The 19,212-nt window shown below is 34.3% G+C and carries 22 protein-coding genes and 2 pseudogenes; 16 read left to right on the forward strand and 8 right to left on the reverse strand.

Annotated features, from left to right (window positions below):
* Positions 1-359: 359 nt before the first annotated feature.
* On the reverse strand, positions 360-1,223 hold the full coding sequence (gene prsA, locus MHH42_RS05210) for a peptidylprolyl isomerase PrsA (RefSeq protein ID WP_087970759.1): 864 nt from the start codon (positions 1,221-1,223) through the stop codon (positions 360-362).
* 424 nt (positions 1,224-1,647) lie between these two features.
* Entirely contained in the window at positions 1,648-1,842 is a 195-nt protein-coding gene (locus MHH42_RS05220) for a hypothetical protein (RefSeq protein WP_000172690.1), read from the reverse strand.
* Between the two features lie 118 nt (positions 1,843-1,960).
* Here MHH42_RS05220 and MHH42_RS05225 point away from each other — a divergent pair, with 118 nt between their 5' ends.
* Positions 1,961-2,296: a DUF1878 family protein gene (locus MHH42_RS05225; RefSeq protein ID WP_000383648.1), complete on the forward strand. Its 336-nt coding sequence runs from the start codon at positions 1,961-1,963 to the stop codon at positions 2,294-2,296.
* A gap of 5 nt (positions 2,297-2,301) precedes the next feature.
* On the opposite strand, the gene MHH42_RS05230 is transcribed toward MHH42_RS05225, so the two are convergent.
* From MHH42_RS05230 to MHH42_RS05240, 3 genes are all read right to left on the reverse strand, one after another.
* Positions 2,302-2,859, reverse strand: coding sequence for an HTH-type transcriptional regulator Hpr (locus MHH42_RS05230; RefSeq protein ID WP_000834919.1), 558 nt, complete (start codon positions 2,857-2,859; stop codon positions 2,302-2,304).
* Positions 2,860-3,156: 297 nt separating this feature from the next.
* Positions 3,157-3,519 (reverse strand): YtxH domain-containing protein, encoded by a 363-nt coding sequence (locus MHH42_RS05235; RefSeq protein ID WP_000030306.1) that lies wholly within the window; start codon positions 3,517-3,519, stop codon positions 3,157-3,159.
* Positions 3,520-3,733: 214 nt separating this feature from the next.
* Positions 3,734-4,168 (reverse strand): HIT family protein, encoded by a 435-nt coding sequence (locus MHH42_RS05240; protein ID WP_001016840.1) that lies wholly within the window; start codon positions 4,166-4,168, stop codon positions 3,734-3,736.
* A 559-nt stretch (positions 4,169-4,727) separates the two neighbouring features.
* Here MHH42_RS05240 and ecsA point away from each other — a divergent pair.
* From ecsA to ecsC, 3 genes are read left to right on the forward strand one after another with little or no spacing between them, the layout of a single operon-like run.
* The gene (gene ecsA / locus MHH42_RS05245) at positions 4,728-5,471 is read left to right on the forward strand and encodes an ABC transporter ATP-binding protein EcsA (protein ID WP_001292604.1); all 744 of its coding nucleotides are present in this window, start codon (positions 4,728-4,730) and stop codon (positions 5,469-5,471) included.
* Complete coding sequence (gene ecsB / locus MHH42_RS05250) at positions 5,464-6,675, forward strand: ABC transporter permease EcsB (protein WP_001089113.1); 1,212 nt, start codon at positions 5,464-5,466, stop codon at positions 6,673-6,675. Before ecsA ends, ecsB begins: the two co-directional genes overlap by 8 nt.
* 13 nt (positions 6,676-6,688) lie before the next feature.
* Complete coding sequence (gene ecsC / locus MHH42_RS05255) at positions 6,689-7,396, forward strand: ecs operon protein EcsC (RefSeq protein WP_000634139.1); 708 nt, start codon at positions 6,689-6,691, stop codon at positions 7,394-7,396.
* Between the two features lie 40 nt (positions 7,397-7,436).
* Here ecsC and MHH42_RS05260 read toward each other — a convergent pair whose 3' ends face one another.
* On the reverse strand, positions 7,437-7,568 hold the full coding sequence (locus tag MHH42_RS05260) for a YjcZ family sporulation protein (protein WP_081339526.1): 132 nt from the start codon (positions 7,566-7,568) through the stop codon (positions 7,437-7,439).
* 156 nt (positions 7,569-7,724) lie between these two features.
* Here MHH42_RS05260 and MHH42_RS05265 point away from each other — a divergent pair, with 156 nt between their 5' ends.
* The 8 genes and pseudogenes from MHH42_RS05265 to MHH42_RS05300 all read left to right on the forward strand — a co-directional run bounded on the left by MHH42_RS05265 (position 7,725) and on the right by MHH42_RS05300 (position 14,137).
* Positions 7,725-8,306: a TetR/AcrR family transcriptional regulator gene (locus MHH42_RS05265; RefSeq protein WP_070172827.1), complete on the forward strand. Its 582-nt coding sequence runs from the start codon at positions 7,725-7,727 to the stop codon at positions 8,304-8,306.
* A 2-nt stretch (positions 8,307-8,308) separates the two neighbouring features.
* A complete protein-coding gene (locus MHH42_RS05270) occupies positions 8,309-8,476 on the forward strand; it encodes a hypothetical protein (protein WP_000783814.1) in 168 nt (55 codons plus the stop codon).
* A 79-nt stretch (positions 8,477-8,555) separates the two neighbouring features.
* Positions 8,556-9,032, forward strand: a complete 477-nt coding sequence (locus tag MHH42_RS05275) for a PH domain-containing protein (protein WP_016107978.1) — start codon at positions 8,556-8,558, stop codon at positions 9,030-9,032.
* On the forward strand, positions 9,025-10,455 hold the full coding sequence (locus MHH42_RS05280) for a PH domain-containing protein (protein WP_097837743.1): 1,431 nt from the start codon (positions 9,025-9,027) through the stop codon (positions 10,453-10,455). The genes MHH42_RS05275 and MHH42_RS05280 overlap by 8 nt, the downstream gene beginning before the upstream one ends.
* A 223-nt stretch (positions 10,456-10,678) precedes the next feature.
* Positions 10,679-11,332: a DUF975 family protein gene (locus MHH42_RS05285; RefSeq protein WP_097837744.1), complete on the forward strand. Its 654-nt coding sequence runs from the start codon at positions 10,679-10,681 to the stop codon at positions 11,330-11,332.
* A 357-nt stretch (positions 11,333-11,689) separates the two neighbouring features.
* Positions 11,690-12,126: pseudogene (locus MHH42_RS05290) on the forward strand (hypothetical protein).
* A 202-nt stretch (positions 12,127-12,328) separates the two neighbouring features.
* Positions 12,329-12,508 (forward strand): annotated as a pseudogene (locus MHH42_RS05295) (LPXTG cell wall anchor domain-containing protein); the annotation flags it as partial.
* A 681-nt stretch (positions 12,509-13,189) separates the two neighbouring features.
* Positions 13,190-14,137 (forward strand): hypothetical protein, encoded by a 948-nt coding sequence (locus MHH42_RS05300; protein ID WP_070172831.1) that lies wholly within the window; start codon positions 13,190-13,192, stop codon positions 14,135-14,137.
* Between the two features lie 111 nt (positions 14,138-14,248).
* Here the strand turns inward: MHH42_RS05300 and MHH42_RS05305 are convergent, their stop codons facing one another.
* On the reverse strand, positions 14,249-14,884 hold the full coding sequence (locus MHH42_RS05305) for a pentapeptide repeat-containing protein (RefSeq protein WP_070189560.1): 636 nt from the start codon (positions 14,882-14,884) through the stop codon (positions 14,249-14,251).
* Between the two features lie 270 nt (positions 14,885-15,154).
* Here MHH42_RS05305 and MHH42_RS05310 point away from each other — a divergent pair, with 270 nt between their 5' ends.
* From MHH42_RS05310 to MHH42_RS05325, 4 genes are all read left to right on the forward strand, one after another.
* Positions 15,155-15,958 (forward strand): MerR family transcriptional regulator, encoded by an 804-nt coding sequence (locus MHH42_RS05310; RefSeq protein WP_000429187.1) that lies wholly within the window; start codon positions 15,155-15,157, stop codon positions 15,956-15,958.
* A gap of 320 nt (positions 15,959-16,278) precedes the next feature.
* Positions 16,279-16,575 carry a protoporphyrinogen oxidase gene (locus tag MHH42_RS05315; RefSeq protein ID WP_070172833.1) on the forward strand — a complete coding sequence of 99 codons (297 nt, stop codon included), beginning with the start codon at positions 16,279-16,281 and terminating at the stop codon, positions 16,573-16,575.
* Positions 16,576-16,649: 74 nt separating this feature from the next.
* Positions 16,650-17,126, forward strand: a complete 477-nt coding sequence (locus MHH42_RS05320; RefSeq protein WP_070172834.1) for a PH domain-containing protein — start codon at positions 16,650-16,652, stop codon at positions 17,124-17,126.
* Positions 17,119-18,534 (forward strand): PH domain-containing protein, encoded by a 1,416-nt coding sequence (locus MHH42_RS05325; protein WP_070189561.1) that lies wholly within the window; start codon positions 17,119-17,121, stop codon positions 18,532-18,534. Before MHH42_RS05320 ends, MHH42_RS05325 begins: the two co-directional genes overlap by 8 nt.
* A 129-nt stretch (positions 18,535-18,663) precedes the next feature.
* On the opposite strand, the gene hmoB is transcribed toward MHH42_RS05325, so the two are convergent.
* Positions 18,664-19,167 carry a heme-degrading monooxygenase HmoB gene (gene hmoB / locus MHH42_RS05330; RefSeq protein ID WP_000644089.1) on the reverse strand — a complete coding sequence of 168 codons (504 nt, stop codon included), beginning with the start codon at positions 19,165-19,167 and terminating at the stop codon, positions 18,664-18,666.
* Positions 19,168-19,212 lie beyond the last annotated feature (45 nt).

Raw genomic sequence — 19,212 nt, forward strand, 5'->3', positions numbered from 1 at the left:
TCTTGTGTTTTGTAAAATGTGTTTCTGTACTAATTTAACATAGTTTTTTCATTTAATCAATGATAATAAGATAAACCTTGGTTCCATGCTACGTGGATCAAGGTTTTTTTGTTTTTGTAGAGGGAGTCACGCTTGTTGTCGTTTTTTGTCGGTAAGTCGATATATTTCGAAAATCGCTGATATAATTGAAGTTGCGGTCGATATATTTGAAAAATCGCTGATATAATTCATTCAGAGGACCAACTATATAATTTCATTTACCGAATCTGGATATAACTCCCGAGAGAAGAGGGTATATAAAAAAGCTCAGGCCTAAGCCCGAGCTTTTTATTTCATTATTTCATTATTTCATTATTTCATTATTTCTTTTCTTCTTTTTTCTCGTCAGCTTTTTTCTCGTCGAAAAGATCTTTCAAATCTTTATCGTCAACTTTTACGTCAGCTTTTTTGATTTCTTTCATCATAAGATCATTCATGAATGCAGCATCTTGTGCTTTCTTTTGAACTAGATCTTTTTTGATATCGCCTTTAACTTCATCAAATGGTTTTTGTTCTTTAATGTCTGTTACTTTAATGATGTGGTAACCGAATTGTGATTTTACAGGTTCGCTTACTTCATCTTTTTTCAGCTTATAAGCAGCATCTTCGAATTCTTTAACCATTTTACCAGCAGTAAAGTAGCCAAGATCTCCGCCTTTTTCTTTTGAACCAGTATCTTCAGAGTATTGTTTCGCTAACTCTTCGAAAGATTTACCTTGTCCAAGTTCTTCTTTAACCTTTTTCGCAGTAGCTTCATCTTTTACAAGAATGTGGCTTGCTTTAATTTCTGGTTTGTAGTTTTCTTTTAGTTCTTTATCAGTGATCGTTTTCTCGATAGCTTTTTCTTGCGCTAATTGAGCACGCACACCAGTTTTTATAGTTTCTTCTTTAATACCTTGTTGTTTTAATAGTGTATCGAATTGATCACCGTATTGTTTTTTCATTTCATCGAACTTTTTGTCTACATCTTTGTCTTCAACTTTGTAGTTCTTAATAAGTACTTTTTCCATAACCATGTTATTTAGTACTTGTTTACCAGCTTGTGTTTTCATTTGATTGTAGAACTCTTCTTTTGTAATGTCACCAGCTTTAGATGTAACGATTTTGTCTGATGATGATCCTGTTCCACATGCTGATAATGCGATTACACTTGTTGCGGCTAAGGCAAGCATAGCTTTCTTCATTCGATAAACACTCCTACTATTATGTATTTTTAATTTATCCTACACCAATGAACTTAAGTTCATAAGAGCCCGATTAAGTCTCACTGATACTTTTGCTTTTTATATTGTTAAAGCGCGCTTAACAGGGCTTACCGAAGCTGAGGATAAAGTTTTGATGAATGTTATTTGTTCTATAGTATAAGCAATATGTACAAAGTTTAATATATCATATTTCGACTCGTTTTCATATTGATAAAGAAAAATTAACCATATCGTGTCAGATTTTGAAAGTGTGCCATATTGGGCGTATGCCGCATATACAGAATAGAGGAGGGGATGGGGATGAATTCTCAACTTATTTTATTACTTGTACTGTTTATTTTATTGGTTATAGTAGGTATAATTTGCTTATAGAGGAAAAAAGTGAGGAAGGGGCTTTCCTTCCTCACTTTCCATGAAATATAATTTCTATATAACTAGAAATTAATAAAATTGTTATACATACATTAATAACCCGAAAGACACCGGGCTGGCGGCTCGCAGCTATTTGTTTTCGTTCACACAGTGTATGTGTCATGAAATTCGTGTAAAATATAACAAGAAGTGCGAATGCGACAAAAACAACTGTTATAAGTGTCATGAGGCGAGACCTCCTTTTGGCTAAAATACATATACTTTATATATTGTATCATACGATATTTTGTTCGTGTTATAAAATTCAGAAATAGAAGACTTTGTGTTAGAAAGTGAGGGAGAAAATGGACGTTGTTAGAAGATTAGAACAAGCTGAATACTACGTAGACCTATTATTTAAAATGATTGATGAAGAAAAGTGTCCATTTTATTCTTTAATCATAAAGAAAAAAGCTCGTAAAAAAGATATTGAACGTATACTGAAACTTTGTGAAACATTGAACGAACAATATGTAGCGGAGAAAGCAGAAGGCCTTTTATTGTTCGATGCGCTGTTAGATCAATTTGAAAAAGCGCTTCCACATCAGCTCGAAGTAAACGAAACTGCGGAAGCGCTAGCAAAACAAGGTTTATTTAACCCACTTATGAATGAATTCTTACGCATGAGTGCGAAAAAATAAATAGATTATTTCTTAACTAACTTCTGATCGGATTCCGTAAAATTCTCCTCAATATCTTCTAATGATTTCTCAAAAATATCGATGAAGTCTTGTCCGTAAATATTACGCAAGATAGCAATCAGCTCGATATTTTCTGGGAACTTCCCATAAAAATTACGAAGTGCAAGAGCCCCATTAAACACTGAATTACTTTCAGGGTCATACTCCTCCATTAAGCGAAGTAGTAATTCTTCCCCTTTATCTGTAATTTCAATGTACGTATTTCGTTTATCATCTTCTTTTTTCGAGAATACAAGATAGCCGCGTTCCTCAAGCTTTTTCGAGAAGTTAAACGCCGTTGATACGTGCATAACTCCAAACTTAGCAATCTCAGAAATAGAGGCCCCTTTTAAATGATAAGCGATTGTTAAAATATGATGTTCATTAATATTTAAATCGTAAGGCTTAATCCACATTTGCCAATCTTTCTCTACACATTTCCATAACGCTTTCGATAATTGAGCAATGCGTTGGCTGAAAATCATCGCTTCTTTTACCGAGTAATCTTTTTCTCCACTTTTCATTTACTCACCCACTTTAACATTCTTTTTCATTACTATCTATTATGCCAGTAAAATAAAAATTAATAAAGTCTTTTTGTGAGAATTGTGAAAATTTTTTGGAAAAATGACATTCTATACAAATCATGCATAACTATGGAAGCGGTTTATGAGTCGTGAGTACATGTGTTGTCCTTACATGTTAATGGCTAACATATATTGTAAATGCATAAAAACACGGCATATCTATGTGATATGCCGTGTTAGGGTCAATTTATATAAAAAATATTTGTTATATGCAAAAACTAAGCAGGAATTTGTTTACGCTTTTTCTGGAACGGCTTCTTGTAGTTTCTCAATTGACTTTTGAATGTCCAAAATTTCTTTTTCAATATGGCGCTTGTTTTGAGAAATATCTTGTTTCCAGTTAGAAAGCGTGTCTTGCATGTCGTCTTTTAATTCTTGAAACACTTCTTTACCTTCTGAAGCAGTTTCAACGATTTGACGCTTTAATAACTTTGTATCAGCTGTAATATCAGCTAAAGTCTTTTTAATATCATTTCCTTTTTCTTTTAACTTGCCGCGCATGGCTTTGCCAGAAGAAGGAGTAGAGAAAAGAACTGCTAATCCAGCAACTGCTCCGCCGCAAAGGACACCTGTAATAAAGGATTTAGCTTTTGACATAAAAAGAGACCTCCTTATTTTTCGTTCGTATTCATGATGTGAAATAGTATGCATATCTTTAAAACAAGAGAAAGAAAAGAGAACTTTTCCTTCTTGTAAGTGCGCTATGCACAGAAAAGTATACCCCGGTATATGGAGTGAAGAAACAAGCCTTGCAATATGTAATTACTTCGGGGAATTGGCTTGTTATGTATTACGTCTTCTTATAGTGTCACTATTTCACACTATTTGCAATTGTGCTTGCGATGTTTTGTAAATTTTCCATTGTATATTCATTTTGGTGTGATTTCCAAACGGCACCGAAACCATCGTTTTCACCGTAGCGTGGAATTAAATGAAGGTGGAAGTGGAACACAGTTTGTCCAGCTTTTTCACCGTTATTGTTAAGTAGGTTAAAGCCAACTGGATTAAACTCTGCTTTAATCGCATTTGCGATTTTTGGAACGACAGAAAAAATGTGTGATGCGATTTCTGGCGTTAACGCAAAAATGTCTTGTTTGTGAACTTTCGGAATAACAAGAGTATGTCCTTTTGTTACTTGACTAATATCTAAAAATGCAAGCACATGTTCATCTTCGTATACTTTTGAGCAAGGGATTTGCCCGTCAATGATTTTACAAAAAATACAATTGTCTGCTGTATGATTCATTGATCTCATCCTTTCAAATATCCTTAGCCGTATTTTACCATAATTACATAAGAGAACAAACACGAAAAACAGGAAGCTGAGTCAGCTTCCTGTTTTCTGAAGAGGGATTGAAAAAGCATTATCGTAATTTACGTTTCGCAGACACCCCATTTATTTAAGAAATGCATGGTAAATCGGCTAAAGTTTCTGCCGTAGACACCCCATTTTCAAGTGAAATGAATTGCAATCTTTTTAAAATGAAATTGTTTATTTTTTAAAACAGTATATGCTCTTTCGGAGACACCCCGTTTCGAAAATGAAACAAATAATCTGGTTATGTGTAAATTTCATTGTCCAACATGGACACCCCATTTCATGATGACTTCACTATGTTGTTATACTCATCAATTGGTGGTTGCTTTTTCAATGTGTTCCTTCTTCACTAATTATGATGTCCGCTTTCGTAAAAATATATGCTAACAAATTTAAATTTTTTTTGAACACATCGATACTATGTAGTACAGCGCAATTTTTGGTAAGATGAATATAGAATGAATACTAATGAAGAAAGTGGTGTCGTATGAGCGAGTTATTGCGTGTAGAAAATGTTACAGGAGGATATACGAAACGACCTGTATTAAAAGACGTTTCGTTCTCTGTTAATAAAGGCGAACTTGTCGGCTTAATCGGTTTAAATGGGGCTGGTAAAAGTACGACGATTAAACATATTATCGGTTTAATGGAACCGAAAAAAGGAACTGTCACAATTAATGGGAAAACAATTCGTGATGATATGACAGCGTACCGTTCTAGCTTTTCATTCATTCCAGAAACACCGGTATTATATGATGAGCTAACGCTAGAAGAGCATTTGAAATTAACAGCGATGGCGTACGGTGTCGATGAAAAACAGTACGAAGAACGTGTAGGACAACTATTACAAGAATTTCGTATGAAAAATCGTTTAAAATGGTTTCCATCTCATTTCTCAAAAGGGATGAAACAAAAGGTAATGATTATGAGTGCATTTTTAGTGGAGCCATCTCTTTACATAGTAGACGAACCTTTCGTTGGACTGGATCCGTTAGCAATTCAATCTCTACTTCAAATGATGGATCAAATGAAAAAGAGCGGCGCAGGTATTTTAATGAGTACACATATTTTAGCGACGGCAGAGCGTTATTGTGATTCGTTCATTATTTTACATCAAGGCGAAGTAAGAGCGATGGGAACATTATCTGAACTGCAATCACAGTTTAATATGCCAGGTGCAACGTTAGATGATATTTATATTGCCTTAACAAAGGAAGAAGATTATGAATAGTACAGCATTATGGAAAGAACGATTTCGTCACTTTCTAAAAGAAGTTCGTACATATAGTAAATACGTATTTAACGATCATTTGAAATTTATTTTCGTGTTTATCATCGGTGCGGGAGCGTATTATTACCAACAATGGTTACAAACGTTAACACCTTCGTTTCCAACTGCGCTCGTAATGGCAGTGCTAATTGGACTAGTTTTAACAGCTGGATCAATGCAAACGTTATTAAAAGAAGCAGACCTTGTTTACTTACTGCCAGTTGAAGAGAAGCTAAAGCCTTACTTCACAAAGGCCTTTCTCTTTACGTTTATGATTCAGTTATACATAATCGCAATCGTAGCAGCTGCGCTTGCCCCGTTATACTTCCAGCAAATGAAGCAAACAGGAGCGGCTTACATATGGATTGTAATCGCGTTTGTCATTGTGAAAGCTTGGAATTTATTTATAGCGTGGGAAAAGTCCTTTTTAACAGATCAAAATGTACAAAAGGCGGATTGGTTCATACGTTTTATCTTAAACGGTTTATTTGTATATTTCCTTGTAGAACGTACTTCAGTTCTTTTTATTGGTGGAATTGTTCTATTCATGGTGTTATACCTTGCTATCATGCATCAAATGGTGAAAGGGAAGCCGCTGAACTGGGAGTATTTAATTTCTGAAGAAGGTAAAAAGATGATGTTACTGTACCGCATTGCGAATATGTTCGTTGATGTACCAGCATTAAAAGAGAGAGTATCCCGCAAGAAATGGCTTGATTTCATTCTTTCGATAATCGGCGAAAAGCGTACATATTTATACTTATATACGAGAACATTTTTAAGATCAGGTAACTATTTTGGATTATATGTGCGTTTGCTCGCTCTTGGAGGAGTTATTCTTTACTTCATTCCATTTTTATATGGACGATTCATCGTGAGTTTTATCTTCCTATACTTAATCGGCTATCAGCTATTAACTTTATGGAAACATCACCGCATGAAAATTTGGCTTGATTTGTATCCAGTAAAGGTAGATGAAAAGAAGAAAGATTTTCTTACTTTATTAAACGCGATTCTAATCATCGGGAGCGTAATCTTTACAGTTATATTTGCACTAGCAACGAAAGATTTCATGATGACAGGAATTTTACTTATCGTAAGCATATTATTTAGTATCGGTTTCGTTTACCAATACGGGGCGAAGCGCATTGAGCGTTTAAATTGAAAGGAATGAACCTATGATTACATATGAAGAGAAGGTTATAAAAGAATTGGAGCAGTGGAAAGCTACATTCATGAAAGATTCTTCTATGATGACACGGTTCTCCAAAAAAGTGCAGACGAAAGTACAACAGCTCATTCCGGCGAAAGTACAAAAGGTGTTAACAGAGACGATTCGTATGATGGTGCAAACGATCAGCGCCGGATCAAACTTTATAAAGCCGAAATTAAAAGAGACGACATGGTCACTGCAAAGACGTGACGATGAAGTACGCAAAAAAATGGATGAGTACAAAAAAATAGCAGCGGCGGAAGGGGCTGGGACTGGAGCTGGTGGTATTCTCCTTGGCCTTGCTGACTTTCCGCTTTTACTCGGCATTAAAATTAAATTTTTATTCGATGCAGCAACGTTGTACGGATTTGATACGAGTAACAAAGAAGAGCGCCTTTTTATCCTTCACGTTTTCCAACTCGCCTTTTCAAGTGATGATCATCGAAAAGAAATATGGAAAGCCATCGAAACGTGGGATACAGAAGAAGAAAATCATATGGACTGGGAAAAGTTCCAAACAGAGTACCGAGACTATATCGATTTAGCAAAAATGCTTCAGCTCGTACCGATAATCGGTGCCCCGGTCGGCGCATATGCGAACTATCAATTACTGCAAAGACTTGGAGAAGTGACGATGAATTGTTATCGTATGCGATTGTTGAATAGGGATTAAAAAGAAGGCGTCCTACATGTGTAATGTAGGACGGCTTTTCTTAGAAGCCAAGTCCACTATAGCTAGCTCCAACTATAATTAATACGATAAAGAGTACAATGATGAATGGAAATCCGCTCTTACCAGCTTGTCCAGCTTCACCGCCGCTATCGCCTTTACCACCAAGTCCCATATGAACATCCTCCTTATTGTTATATATTGCTTTTACTTTATGTTTTTCTACATTTACCAATAACCCCCTTCTAAAGTGCTAACTAACTTGAAAATCATTTCGTTTCATTTTATAATTTACTTACCGACCGGTAAGTAAAAACAAGTGAGGTACAGTATGACAAAGAATTTACAAACATCGCAGAACATTGTAGAGGCGTCATTTAAACTTATGGCAGAGCACGGTATTGAGAAAATGAGCCTTTCCATGATTGCGAAAGAGGTAGGTATTTCAAAACCGGCCATTTACTATCATTTTTCTTCTAAAGAAGCGTTAGTAGATTTTTTATTTGAAGAAATTTTTTCTGGGTATCATTTCTCTTCTTACTTCGATAAAGATCAATATACGAAAGAAAATTTTGCAAAAAAGTTAATTGCAGATGGTTTACATATGTTGTCTGAGTATGAAGGACAGGAAGGTATATTACGCGTCATAAATGAATTTATCGTAACTGCGGCGCGAAATGAGAAGTATCAGAAACGTTTATTTGAAATACAAGAAGAGTTTTTAAATGGATTTCATGATTTATTAAAGCAAGGTGTAGAACTTGGTATGGTGTCACAACATGCAACAGAAGAGAATGCTCATACGTTAGCGCTCGTTATCGATAATATGAGCAACTACATGCTCATGGGATTCCAGTTAAAGTATAAAGAAATTTGGATTCGAAATGTGAAAAACGTCATAAAGGAGGAATAAAAGTGAAAATGCAAAAAAACTGGTGGCTCGGTTTTCTTGGATTCATTGGAGTGTATAAAATTCCAGGTATGATAGAGGCTTTTCAGGCGGATGGAAGTTGGCTGAAGTTAATCGGTTTCATTTGGTTACTTTGGTTCGGATATTTTATTCCAGAGAAGAAAGATAATTAAATTTCAACTTTCTGTAAAGTTATGTAAAATATAGATTGAGAGTATTCATATATTAGATTACTAGATTTGGAGTGGTTACATGGATCCATTGAAAAATGAAATTCACCCTGACATGGTCAAGGTGTGGAAAACGCGTTCCTTAATTGAGTTAGGAATTAGTATTATCGTCATTTTGGCATATCTTTTCTTTATGATTAAGTTTAATTGGTGGGCTTGGATTTTTTATGTGCTCATCGGATTAACAATTGTATATACGCCGTTTGATTACCTTACATTCCCGAAATTGCGTCAACGTTACTATAGCTACCAACTAAATGAAGAAGAACTTGAAATTCAGCACGGTCTTTTCGTCGTAAAACGTGTATTAGTACCGATGATTCGTGTGCAGCACGTTACGATTGAACAAGGGCCAATTATGAGGAAATACGGATTAGCAGAATTACACATTTCAACAGCGGCGACTTCTCATAGTATCCCAGGTTTAACGATGTATGAGGCAGAAATGTTGAAAACGAAAATCGCAGAATTAGCGAAAGTGAGTGATGAGGATGTATAAGAGGCAGCATCCAATCACGATGTTATTAGAATTAAAAATAACAGATTTTATACCATTTATTATTTTTCTTTTTAGTTTAAAAGGAAAGTTTCCATTTTGGTATTTAGTTCCTATCGGTTTTGCGGTAATCACGATTGTTTCAGCTATCGTAGGCTGGTACTACAAAGTATATTGGGTCGAAAATAACGTATTACATATTAAAGAAGGGCTCTTTGTGAAGAAGGAGAGCTACTTAAATAAAGAACGTGTTCAAACGATTAATACAAGTTCAGGCATGCTGTACCAAGTGTTAGGACTAAAGAAAATTAAAATTGAAACAGCTGGCGGAGGAAATGAGCCGGAAGTTAGTTTAGCTGGTATTACGGTAGAAGAGGCAACAAAGCTTATTACAATGTTAAATGAGCCAACCTCGGTAGTAAAAGTAGAAGAAACATCAGAAGAAGTAGTACAAAAAGAAATTATTACAGAGGAAAAACAAACGACAGAGTACAAGTTAACGTGGAAAGAGATTTTAATAGCGTCTGTTACATCTGGTCAATTTGGATTATTATTCTCTTTAATATTTTTCGTTTATAACCAAGTGGACGAGTATATTCCGAAATGGATCAAAAATAGCGTAGAGTCTTATGTTATGGATCATGATATATATGGCTGGATTTACATGGTAGCTATTTTACTTGTCGTTTCTTGGATTATATCTACAATTGGATATGCGTTAAAACATGGGGATTTCACAGTCAATCGAAAAAATGATGAAGTCCGTATTTCGCAAGGATTACTTGAGAAAAAAGAACTCGTATTAAAGTTACACCGCATTCAAGGTATTACGATAAAAGAAGGTATATTACGCCAACCATTCGGTTATTGTGCTGTGCAAGTAGAAGTCATTCAAAGTGAAGGAAAAGAAGAAAAAGTTACGCTACATCCTATCATTCGAAAAGATCGCGTGCAACAGTTACTCACGCATTTACAAGTACCATATGAACTGAATACAAATATTATTTCATTACCAAAAGCAGCATTGCGGCGCTATCTCATTGATAGTTTCATCTTCTTCGCCATGCTAGCAATCCCGCTGACGGGAATCAGCATATACTTTGAAAAGTATTACATCATGTGGGCATTATTACCGCTCGCGATCCTCATCTTTACACTTGGATACGCAACATTTAAAACAAATGGTTACGGTGTAAACGGAGAACAAATTACAATTGTGTATCGTAGTATTGGAAAATATACAGGACTTGTAAGAAGAAGACACGTCCAATCAATGGAGAAGACACAATCATATTTCCAGCGCCGCGTAGACTTATGTACGTATAAGTTTTCTAGTGCATCATCGAATTATAAATTAGAGCATACGAGAGTAGAAGATGCAGAGAGAATGCAGGATTGGTATAAGAAGAGAATAAGTGAGGATTAGTTTAAAAAGGCTTGCCTAGTATGATAGGCAGGCTTTTTTATAGAGAAATGAGTAGTTTACAATTGAACTAAGTTTTCTTTAGTCCAATCCATATATGAGTACTACAGCGCACATAAATGAATATGTATCAGGGAAAAGGAAGTATACTTCTATTTCAGGGAAATTCGTGAAATATTTGATATAAATGGTATGCTAATGTAGAAATAATATTAGGAGGCTATGTATGATAAGTCAGTTGAAAAGAGAAGCACTTGATGCATTAAAAGGAAAATGGGGATTAGCAGTAGGAGCAACCTTATTAATTGGAATTCTTATTGGAGCTGTGGAATTTCTAACCACAGGTATTTTCTCAATGTTTTGGGGTTGGGAAGAAGCAAGTGATTCGCTTACAGTAACTATTATTGCAATGCTTATTATCGGTCCGTTAACAACGGGTGCTTATTACCTAGTTTTAAATGTAATTCGTGGAACTAATGCTAGTATTGGTCATGTATTTAGATGGTTTAGCGATGGAAGTAAGTTTATGAAAGCATTTTTAACATATTTACTAATGTATGTATACGTAATTCTATGGACATTACTTCTTATTATTCCGGGTATTATTAAATCATTTTCTTATTCTATGACGTATTTTATTTTGAATGATCATCCAGAATATACAGCGAATCAAGCAATTACTGAAAGTCGCCGTATGATGAACGGACATAAAATGGATTACTTTTTACTATGCTTAGGTTTCCTTGGCTGGTTCATTTTAAGTATTCTTACTATCGGAATCGGTTTCTTATGGTTAGCACCTTACTTCTATTCGACATCGGCAGCGTTTTATGAAGAGATTTCAAAAGAATATTACAAAAAAGAAGGTACTACTTTCTAATAAAGTGAAACTTTAATCAGTGGGGGGTTCTTCATCCCCACTGATTATTAGTTGAACTAATCGGGCGTTTACGGGCAGTTGATTCCTCACCTAACTTCTTTGCTTTCGCTAAATTTTGAGGTGGGGGTCTTACTGCCCGCAAATAGCGGGATAAAACATCTAAACTGAATATAGGGAGCAGATGGTTTAGATGTTTTGATATGTGTTCTGTTTTGGGATTCACTTCAGGATAAGGTGTAGGTTTTTATATAGAAATTCTTCCCTCTATGATTTATCATAGAGGGTTATTTTTTTATGTGAAAATGATAGAAAATAGTGAATAATATATATGAAAGGAAAAAAGTGAGGTGAATGAGAGTGAGCAAATTTTTAATTCCGTATTCATTTTCTATATTAAGTTTCTTTATTTCAGCAACGGCACTTGATTTATATGATAGGATGGGAAAAAATAATGAGATGATTTCGCCGAACATACTTGGAAAGATAATTCAATCTATTTCGCAAATGGGAGTCCTTACATTGTATTTCGGAGTACCTATTATTTTAGGTGGATGTCTTCTTGGTGAGATATTGTTTAGAGGTATCATTTTACGATTTAAATTGAGCTATATTATATCTGTATTATTATATTTACTCTTAGCTTTTAGTATTGTTTTCATAACGGTAGGGATTCCAAATACATATGAAGATTCCAATATTTTTTCATGGGGATAACTATGATTTGTGCTGTTACATTCTTTGTGGGTCGGGATATATGGGAGAAAAAACAAGTTAGTAATGGAGTGGGAACATGAAATACACTTGTCCGTGTTGTGGGTATAAGGTGAAACTTTAATCAGTGGGGATTTTGTTCATTCCCCACTGATTATTAGCCCTCACCAATCGGGCATTTATGGACAGTTGACCTCCCGCCTAACCCCTTTGTTCTAGCTGAATTTTGAGGTGGGAGTTTTACTGGCCGGCAAATAGCGGGGTAGAACAATAGAAGAAGAACCACCAGGTCCAGAAAAACCGGAAACAACAGATCCAGAGAAGCCTGGAACACCAAATCCAGAAAAACCTGAAAAAGAATTCCCGAAGACAGGACAGAAAATGCCTGTGGAACCATATATGGGAGCATTTCTTGTAATGATGAGTTTTGGATTACTCGTATTAGGTAGAAAACAGCAGAGATAATAAAAGTGAAAAGGTATCCTTCAAGTATTTGAGGATACCTTTTTTATTTTATTTGGCATAAAAAAAGCATCTAGCAAAAGTACTAGATGCAAATAAAAATACAAGGGAAGATAAATGTCCTCACGTTTTCATAGTGTTTTGTTGAAAAAAGGGCTATCTATGTAATTAATTTTAACGCGTAAGGAAAGAAGTTTCTTTCCTTACATGTTTGAAGGGGGATAGTCCAACGGTAGGTAGGGAAAATAATGTAAAAAAAACTATTGTATGTTTAAAAACGTTATGTTACATTTGCGTTACAGATAAGTTACAAAACGTAACTTTTGTTACGTTTTGTTTTCTTATGTTTTCGATAGATTACGAGTTGTAGTTCGTATTTCCAATCAACTGAGAATATTTAAAGTTGAAGAAATAACAAACTATAAACTAAAAATGATTTTTCTATGTGTATGAGAGTGTGTAGTAAAGATTTTGAGTGGGAGCTTTATCCGCATTATTAAAATTCCTTTCGGTCTTAAAAGAAGAAGACTACCAACTATTTAGGAGTTTTAAGTAATGATAGTAAATGAAATGTACTTCCTTTCCCGCACACAATGTAGTACATATTTTACTGTTAGTCTAAGTACTACACAGACTTTTATACATATGATGTTATTGTTTTAGGAGTATATAGGGGGAGAGAAAATGAGAAAGTTATTAACGGTAATTGGACTTACATTTTTAATGTTGGCTGGATGTAGTAATGGGAACTTTGAAAAAGCAATGGATGAGGGAAAGACTGCACTAACGAATAAAGAATATAAAACAGCCTTATCGTCATTTGAACGAGCGCTAGATGAGAAAAAAGATGATTCAGATGTAAAAGTACTTGTAGAACAAACGAAAGCAATGATTGAAGCAGTGAAGTTAAAAGAGGAAACAAAGGTAGAAGAGTCAATCAAGTCATTTGAAAAAGTAGAGAGCGTGAAGAATGGAAGTAATACGCTGATAAAACAAGCGAAGGAAGAACGAACAGCATTACTAGCCATCTTAGAACAAAAAAAGAAATATAGCGAGCAACTGACGAAAAGTGAAGAGTTCATAAGTAAGAAAAATTATGCAGAAGCGAAAGAGATATTAGATAAGCTAGTTTCCGAAACGAAAGGTAACAAGAACTTTGAAGAATATAATAAAAAAGCTGTAGGATTAGTTACTAAAATTGGTGAAGAGGAAAAAACTGCAAAGAGTGAAACAGCAGCAGCGAAGGCACAAAAAACAGATGCAGGAACGAGTCAAAAAGTAGAGGCAGAAAAGAATCAAAAGGTAGCAACAGAAAAGAACCAAAAAGTAGAGGCAGAAAAGAATCAAAAGGTAGCAACAGAAAAGAACCAAAAAACAGAGACAGAGAAGAATCAAAAGGTAGAGACAGGAAAGAATCAAGATGCATTTACTTTTGAGAAAGCTAAAGAATATATTAAAAATGAATATAAAGAAGAATATGATTACACGCTAGAGAATACGCAAGTAGAAAATGGAAAGAAATATTATCAAATAAGAGTGCGTACGACATATAAAATAGAAGGTGCAGCTGGATCAGGATTTACTGGTGTATTCAAAGTATTCGAAGATGGTACAATTGTTGAAGTGCACTAGATTGATGAAAAGAATATGATACAAAACAGTAATCTGTCAAAAATAGAGATAATAAAAAGGTATCCTTCAAGTACGAGGATACCTTTTTCCATTTTAAATCGTTCTTTATGACTAATCTTTAATTATTAATCCCAATAATGTTGCAAACTGAATAGCTTGATATGATGATACTTTACATCCTCTTAGATTGTTCACTGAAACGGTAAGTGTATCAAAATTAGAAGAACTAATATCTATTCCCTTCAGTGATGTTTGATCAAAATTTGCTTCGTCAAGGCTACATGAATTGAATTCAACTTTTTTTAGTTTACAGTCAAAAAAATCTGCATTATTTAATGAAGTTGCATTAAATATGATCTTTTCTAGTTTAGAATTTCCAAGTGAAGCTAAATTCAAAATTGAATTTTCAAATGTAACATTTCCTAAGCTAGATTCTGTAAAATTAACGCCAATTAATTTACTGTTTTTAAATTCGACTCTGTGAACAGAAGAGTTGCTTAAATTAACATTTGATAAATCGCAGTTCTCAAAACAAACATCTGTAATATCAATACTGCTAAAGTCTGTATTGGTAAACTTACAATTTTTTATCACTGCATTATATAAACGCACTCTATCTAAAGATTCATTTTCAAAAGTGGAATCGATGATTTCACACATTTCTAATGTTGAATCTTCTTCATAAAAAATATCGTGAAAATTCTTTAAAGATAACTTTGGCGAAATTTTTGGTCTATCAATTTTCATATTATATCCTTCTTTCATTGAATTAGTTAGCTAGAAAAAGTGTATCATCTATTTTAATCTCTTTTTTAAATAAATTCGATGATTGTAATGGCACCTAGTAACTTTTCTAAGACTGCCAAGTTGATTTTTAAACTCACTTATTTATAATCTTTTCTTTTAAGGTTTCCATATTTTACACGACCCATCTTTTATTATCCTTCCACTAACTTTAACGATAAAATAATAACGTCTCCCTTTAGAGGAGAGTCAAGAATAAGGGGGCAATATAAATTGGAAAATTTATTTTCTATTGGTGAAGTTGCTAATATGAAAGGCATTACAATAAAAGCTTTAAGATATTATCATCAAACAGGCATTCTTATCCCAGTATATATTGATGCAAAAACGGGTTATAGATACTATTCGGTAGATCAATTTGTTTATATTGATATAATTAAAGTTTGTAGAGCTTTAGGAACGAGTACGAAAGAACTGCAAAAAATTTTCACGGAAAAGAATATGGATGAATTATTAAAATTTTTAGCATTAAAAAGAGAAGAAACTGAGCAAAAGATAAAAGAGATGCAAGCAGTCATTCATACGATTGATAAACTAGATAATAGTGTACAAGTCGCTAAAAAGGTACTAGTACATAATCAAATAACAATACAGTATTTTGAGAAACGTTATATCGTCACTGCTCCATGCAAAGAAGTGGGTAATTTTAAAGAATTCCTTTATTATTCAGAGGTAGATAAAATTATTCAGGAGAGAAATTTAGAAACAACGATGGAGATTGGTATAGCATATACGGTTCATTCAAAATATAGATTTGAACCAAAGTATGCTTTTTCTGTGTTATGTAAATATGATTACACACAGAAAGAGCAAAATATAGATATCTTACCAGAAGGTAACTATTTAACGCTGGCCTATAAAAAGAATAATAAAGAAGAAAGTATGGAGAAATTAAAAGATTATATAGAGAAAAATAATGTAACAATTAAAAATTGCATTGAAGTGGAATTATTAGATGAGTTTTTTAGTACGGATTCTTACAGTTGCCAAATGCAATTGCTTATAGAGAATGAATGAATGAAAACGAACTTTAGAGTATACTCAGAAATAATATAAACTAGAAAATGAAGCTGGATTATGTAAGTACAATTGTTGAAAAGGTATCCTCACATACTTTGAGGATGCTTTTTTAGTATAAAAAAAGGCATCTAGCAAAAGTACTAGATGCAAATAAAAAACACAAGGGAAGACAAAATTCTTCCCTTTTCCCGTATGTAATTATATCAAAAAATTTATAAAAAACTAGCTTTATTTTTTATATAATTGATGTGTGAAGCCGTGAAAGGAAAAGATTACACTATTTTCGTAGTTTTTTGTTAAAAAAAGGAGCTGTATATATGATTAATTTTAAACCAGAAAAATTAAATCAATTATTAAAAGTGACGCTCATAAGTGCGAATAAGTCGTATGATGCGATTAAAGATTATGAGTTTACAAAAGAAGCAGTAGTATTCCGTGTAGATTTCGAATATATTGACGTTTCTCTTATGATTGTAGATATGCTAGGAAGATCGGCGGCGAGATTTAACATTTTGCCATTTGCTAAACCAGATACGAATGAGATAGATTACATCCAGTTTCAAGTGTATTCGATTAATGAAGGGAATTTTAAAGAAATGCTTGATACGATGTAAAAAACTATAATTTTACAAAAATGTATATACCAACTAATATATAAGTAATACATTCATATAATTGGAGTGATGAGATGCAGCCGTTAGAAAGGGAGATTCATTCTAATATGCTGAAAGTGTGGCGAATTCACGCTTTAATTGGGGCGGCAGTTATACTAGCAGTCGTATTTGCGTATTTCTTTTTTATGATTAACTTTAACTGGTGGGGTTGGCTGTTCGGATTGTTAGTAACAGGCGCTATTACATTTATCCCGCTTGATTATTTTGTATTTCCAAATTTACGTCAACGCTATTATAGTTACAGATTAAATGAAGAAGAGATTGAGATTCAAAAGGGAATGTTCGTTGTAAAACGTGTACTTATTCCGATGATCCGTGTGCAGCACGTAACGATTGAGCAAGGGCCGATTATGAGAAAGTATAATTTAGCAGAATTACACATTTCAACAGCAGCAACTTCTCATAGTATTCCAGGTTTAACGAAAGAAGAAGCAGAACAGCTGAAAAGACAAATTGGAGAACTTGCGAAAGTGAGTGATAAGGATGTATAAGAGGCAGCATCCGATCACGATATTATTGGGCATTCGAATTTCGGGTTTATTTCCTTTTATCCTTCTTGTAATATTTCGCTCTGATGAAAATGAGCCTTGGTATTTATTTTATTTTGTTTTGTTGTTTCTTTTATTCGTGATGGCTATTTTCTCCGCTGTGAAATGGTATTTCAAAGTGTACTGGATTGAGAATAATATTTTACATATAAAGCATGGTGTATTTGTAAAGAAAGAAAGCTACTTAAATAAAGAACGTGTGCAAAATGTTAGTACATCTTCTAACATCATTTATCAAATACTTGGACTTACAAAATTAAATATAGAAGTTGCAGGCGGCGGTAGTGAGCCAGAAGTGATGTTAGCTGGTATTAAAGAAGATGAAGCGAAGGAACTAATTGCTTTATTGCATAAAGAAAGAAGCGTTGTGGCTGAAGAGGTGCCTGCGGAAGAAGGTAGTAAGACAGTTTATCAGTTAAAAGCGAAAGAAATTTTATTCGCATCTATTACATCTGGTAGATTTGGATTAGTGTTTTCTATGTTAGTAATCCTTTACACAGAGTTTAATCAATTTCTACCAGAATGGCTCATCAATAAAGTGGAAGCGTATGTGATGGATAACGGTGTATATGAATTAATCGTTATGGCGGCAATTTTAATGGCAATTTCTTGGGTTATTTCAACAGCAGGCTATGCGTTAAAATATGCAAACTTTAAAATTGAGCGAAACGGAAATGAAATTCGCATCGTACAAGGGTTATTTGATAAGAAAGAGTTTGTGTTAAAATTGCACCGTATTCAAGCAATTACTGTGAAAGAAGGCATTCTCCGTCAGCCTTTCGGTTATTGTTCTGTGGAAGTAGAAGTCATTCAAAGTATAGAATCCGCTGGGAATGAAGTGATGCTACATCCTTTTATGAAGAAAAAAGATGTGCAGCAGTTACTCGCATATTTACAGTTGCCGTATGAAATGGAAGAGGAAATCGTTCATTTACCGAAAGCGGCATTGCGCCGTTACATCATCATGGGCTGGATTACAACTGCTGTGCTCGCTGTGCCGATCGTTAGTGCGAGTATATATTTCAAACAATATATCGCGTTATTCACTCTTATCCCGCTATGTATCGGATTTACAATACTCGCATACGCTCGTTATACTAACGGCGGTTATATGATGAGAGAAAATCAATTAACGATGGTGTACAGAGGTCTTGCGAAATATACAGGAATCATGCGTAGAAGGCATATTCAAGCGGTGGGGTACAATGAATCATATTTTCAAAAGAAAGACGAGTTATGTACAGCTGCCGTATCGGTAGCAGGGCATCGTTATAAAGTGAAGCACATGCGAAAAGAGGACACACTTCGTATATATAATTGGTACAAAGAAAAAGGAAACACCGGTGTGTAGTGGTGTTTCCTTTTTGTCATTAAATGGATATCTTTAGTCGAATCGTTGATATATTTCAAGATGTGATAGATATATTCGAAAAATCGTTAATATAATTTCACGCACTACTAGTGTTGTATTACTTTTTAATTAAACTAACACATCAAAAGTAGTCACAAAAGAAGGACGAGAGAAAATACTCTTTTGCTGTTCTGCATGTGGATGCGCCTGAGCCTGGGCTTGTCCCTCTGCTTGTGCAGGACGTTTTTTATGAGCGTTTTCGAATGAACGTGATTCTGTCCAATCTTTAAAGTTTTGCTCTGTTTCCCACATTGTTAAGATGACATATGTATCGTTACTTAATGGGCGAAGAACACGGATTGCTTGGAAGCCAGGCTCATTTTCGATTAGGCCAGCGCGGTTTTTAAAACGATTTTCAAATACTGGTCGACCTTCGTCTGTTACAGAAATGTTGTTACAAACAATATAGCCAGGTTGTCCTTTAAATTCGCCAACAGCGTCTAACACGTCATACTGAAGTGCGGATTCTACAGATTCTTCTGTATTTTCTTTATAAAACATATCTTTTTCATTATTTTTTGCAGTGAAATTTGCTTGTTCTAGAGGTGTTTCGTATGAAATAATAGCCTTCATTTTAATGCCCCCTTAATAGTTTGTTTCTATTATATCAACTCTCGT

Origin of the sequence: Bacillus sp. FSL L8-0099, assembly GCF_038006385.1 — a bacterium.
GTDB classification, from domain to species: domain Bacteria; phylum Bacillota; class Bacilli; order Bacillales; family Bacillaceae_G; genus Bacillus_A; species Bacillus_A toyonensis.

Excerpts from the sequence above, each read along its gene's own strand:
- ecsB (WP_001089113.1), top strand. The coding sequence starts at position 5,464 with ATGAATAGTACAGCATTATGGAAAGAACGATTTCGTCACTTTCTAAAA.
- MHH42_RS05305 (WP_070189560.1), bottom strand. The coding sequence starts at position 14,884 with ATGAAAATTGATAGACCAAAAATTTCGCCAAAGTTATCTTTAAAGAAT.
- MHH42_RS05285 (WP_097837744.1), top strand. The coding sequence starts at position 10,679 with ATGATAAGTCAGTTGAAAAGAGAAGCACTTGATGCATTAAAAGGAAAA.
- MHH42_RS05315 (WP_070172833.1), top strand. The coding sequence starts at position 16,279 with ATGATTAATTTTAAACCAGAAAAATTAAATCAATTATTAAAAGTGACG.
- MHH42_RS05300 (WP_070172831.1), top strand. The coding sequence starts at position 13,190 with ATGAGAAAGTTATTAACGGTAATTGGACTTACATTTTTAATGTTGGCT.
- MHH42_RS05230 (WP_000834919.1), bottom strand. The coding sequence starts at position 2,859 with ATGAAAAGTGGAGAAAAAGATTACTCGGTAAAAGAAGCGATGATTTTC.
- MHH42_RS05320 (WP_070172834.1), top strand. The coding sequence starts at position 16,650 with ATGCAGCCGTTAGAAAGGGAGATTCATTCTAATATGCTGAAAGTGTGG.
- MHH42_RS05280 (WP_097837743.1), top strand. The coding sequence starts at position 9,025 with ATGTATAAGAGGCAGCATCCAATCACGATGTTATTAGAATTAAAAATA.
- MHH42_RS05275 (WP_016107978.1), top strand. The coding sequence starts at position 8,556 with ATGGATCCATTGAAAAATGAAATTCACCCTGACATGGTCAAGGTGTGG.
- MHH42_RS05225 (WP_000383648.1), top strand. The coding sequence starts at position 1,961 with ATGGACGTTGTTAGAAGATTAGAACAAGCTGAATACTACGTAGACCTA.
- MHH42_RS05240 (WP_001016840.1), bottom strand. The coding sequence starts at position 4,168 with ATGAATCATACAGCAGACAATTGTATTTTTTGTAAAATCATTGACGGG.
- MHH42_RS05325 (WP_070189561.1), top strand. The coding sequence starts at position 17,119 with ATGTATAAGAGGCAGCATCCGATCACGATATTATTGGGCATTCGAATT.
- ecsA (WP_001292604.1), top strand. The coding sequence starts at position 4,728 with ATGAGCGAGTTATTGCGTGTAGAAAATGTTACAGGAGGATATACGAAA.
- ecsC (WP_000634139.1), top strand. The coding sequence starts at position 6,689 with ATGATTACATATGAAGAGAAGGTTATAAAAGAATTGGAGCAGTGGAAA.
- MHH42_RS05265 (WP_070172827.1), top strand. The coding sequence starts at position 7,725 with ATGACAAAGAATTTACAAACATCGCAGAACATTGTAGAGGCGTCATTT.
- MHH42_RS05220 (WP_000172690.1), bottom strand. The coding sequence starts at position 1,842 with ATGACACTTATAACAGTTGTTTTTGTCGCATTCGCACTTCTTGTTATA.
- hmoB (WP_000644089.1), bottom strand. The coding sequence starts at position 19,167 with ATGAAGGCTATTATTTCATACGAAACACCTCTAGAACAAGCAAATTTC.
- prsA (WP_087970759.1), bottom strand. The coding sequence starts at position 1,223 with ATGAAGAAAGCTATGCTTGCCTTAGCCGCAACAAGTGTAATCGCATTA.
- MHH42_RS05235 (WP_000030306.1), bottom strand. The coding sequence starts at position 3,519 with ATGTCAAAAGCTAAATCCTTTATTACAGGTGTCCTTTGCGGCGGAGCA.
- MHH42_RS05260 (WP_081339526.1), bottom strand. The coding sequence starts at position 7,568 with ATGGGACTTGGTGGTAAAGGCGATAGCGGCGGTGAAGCTGGACAAGCT.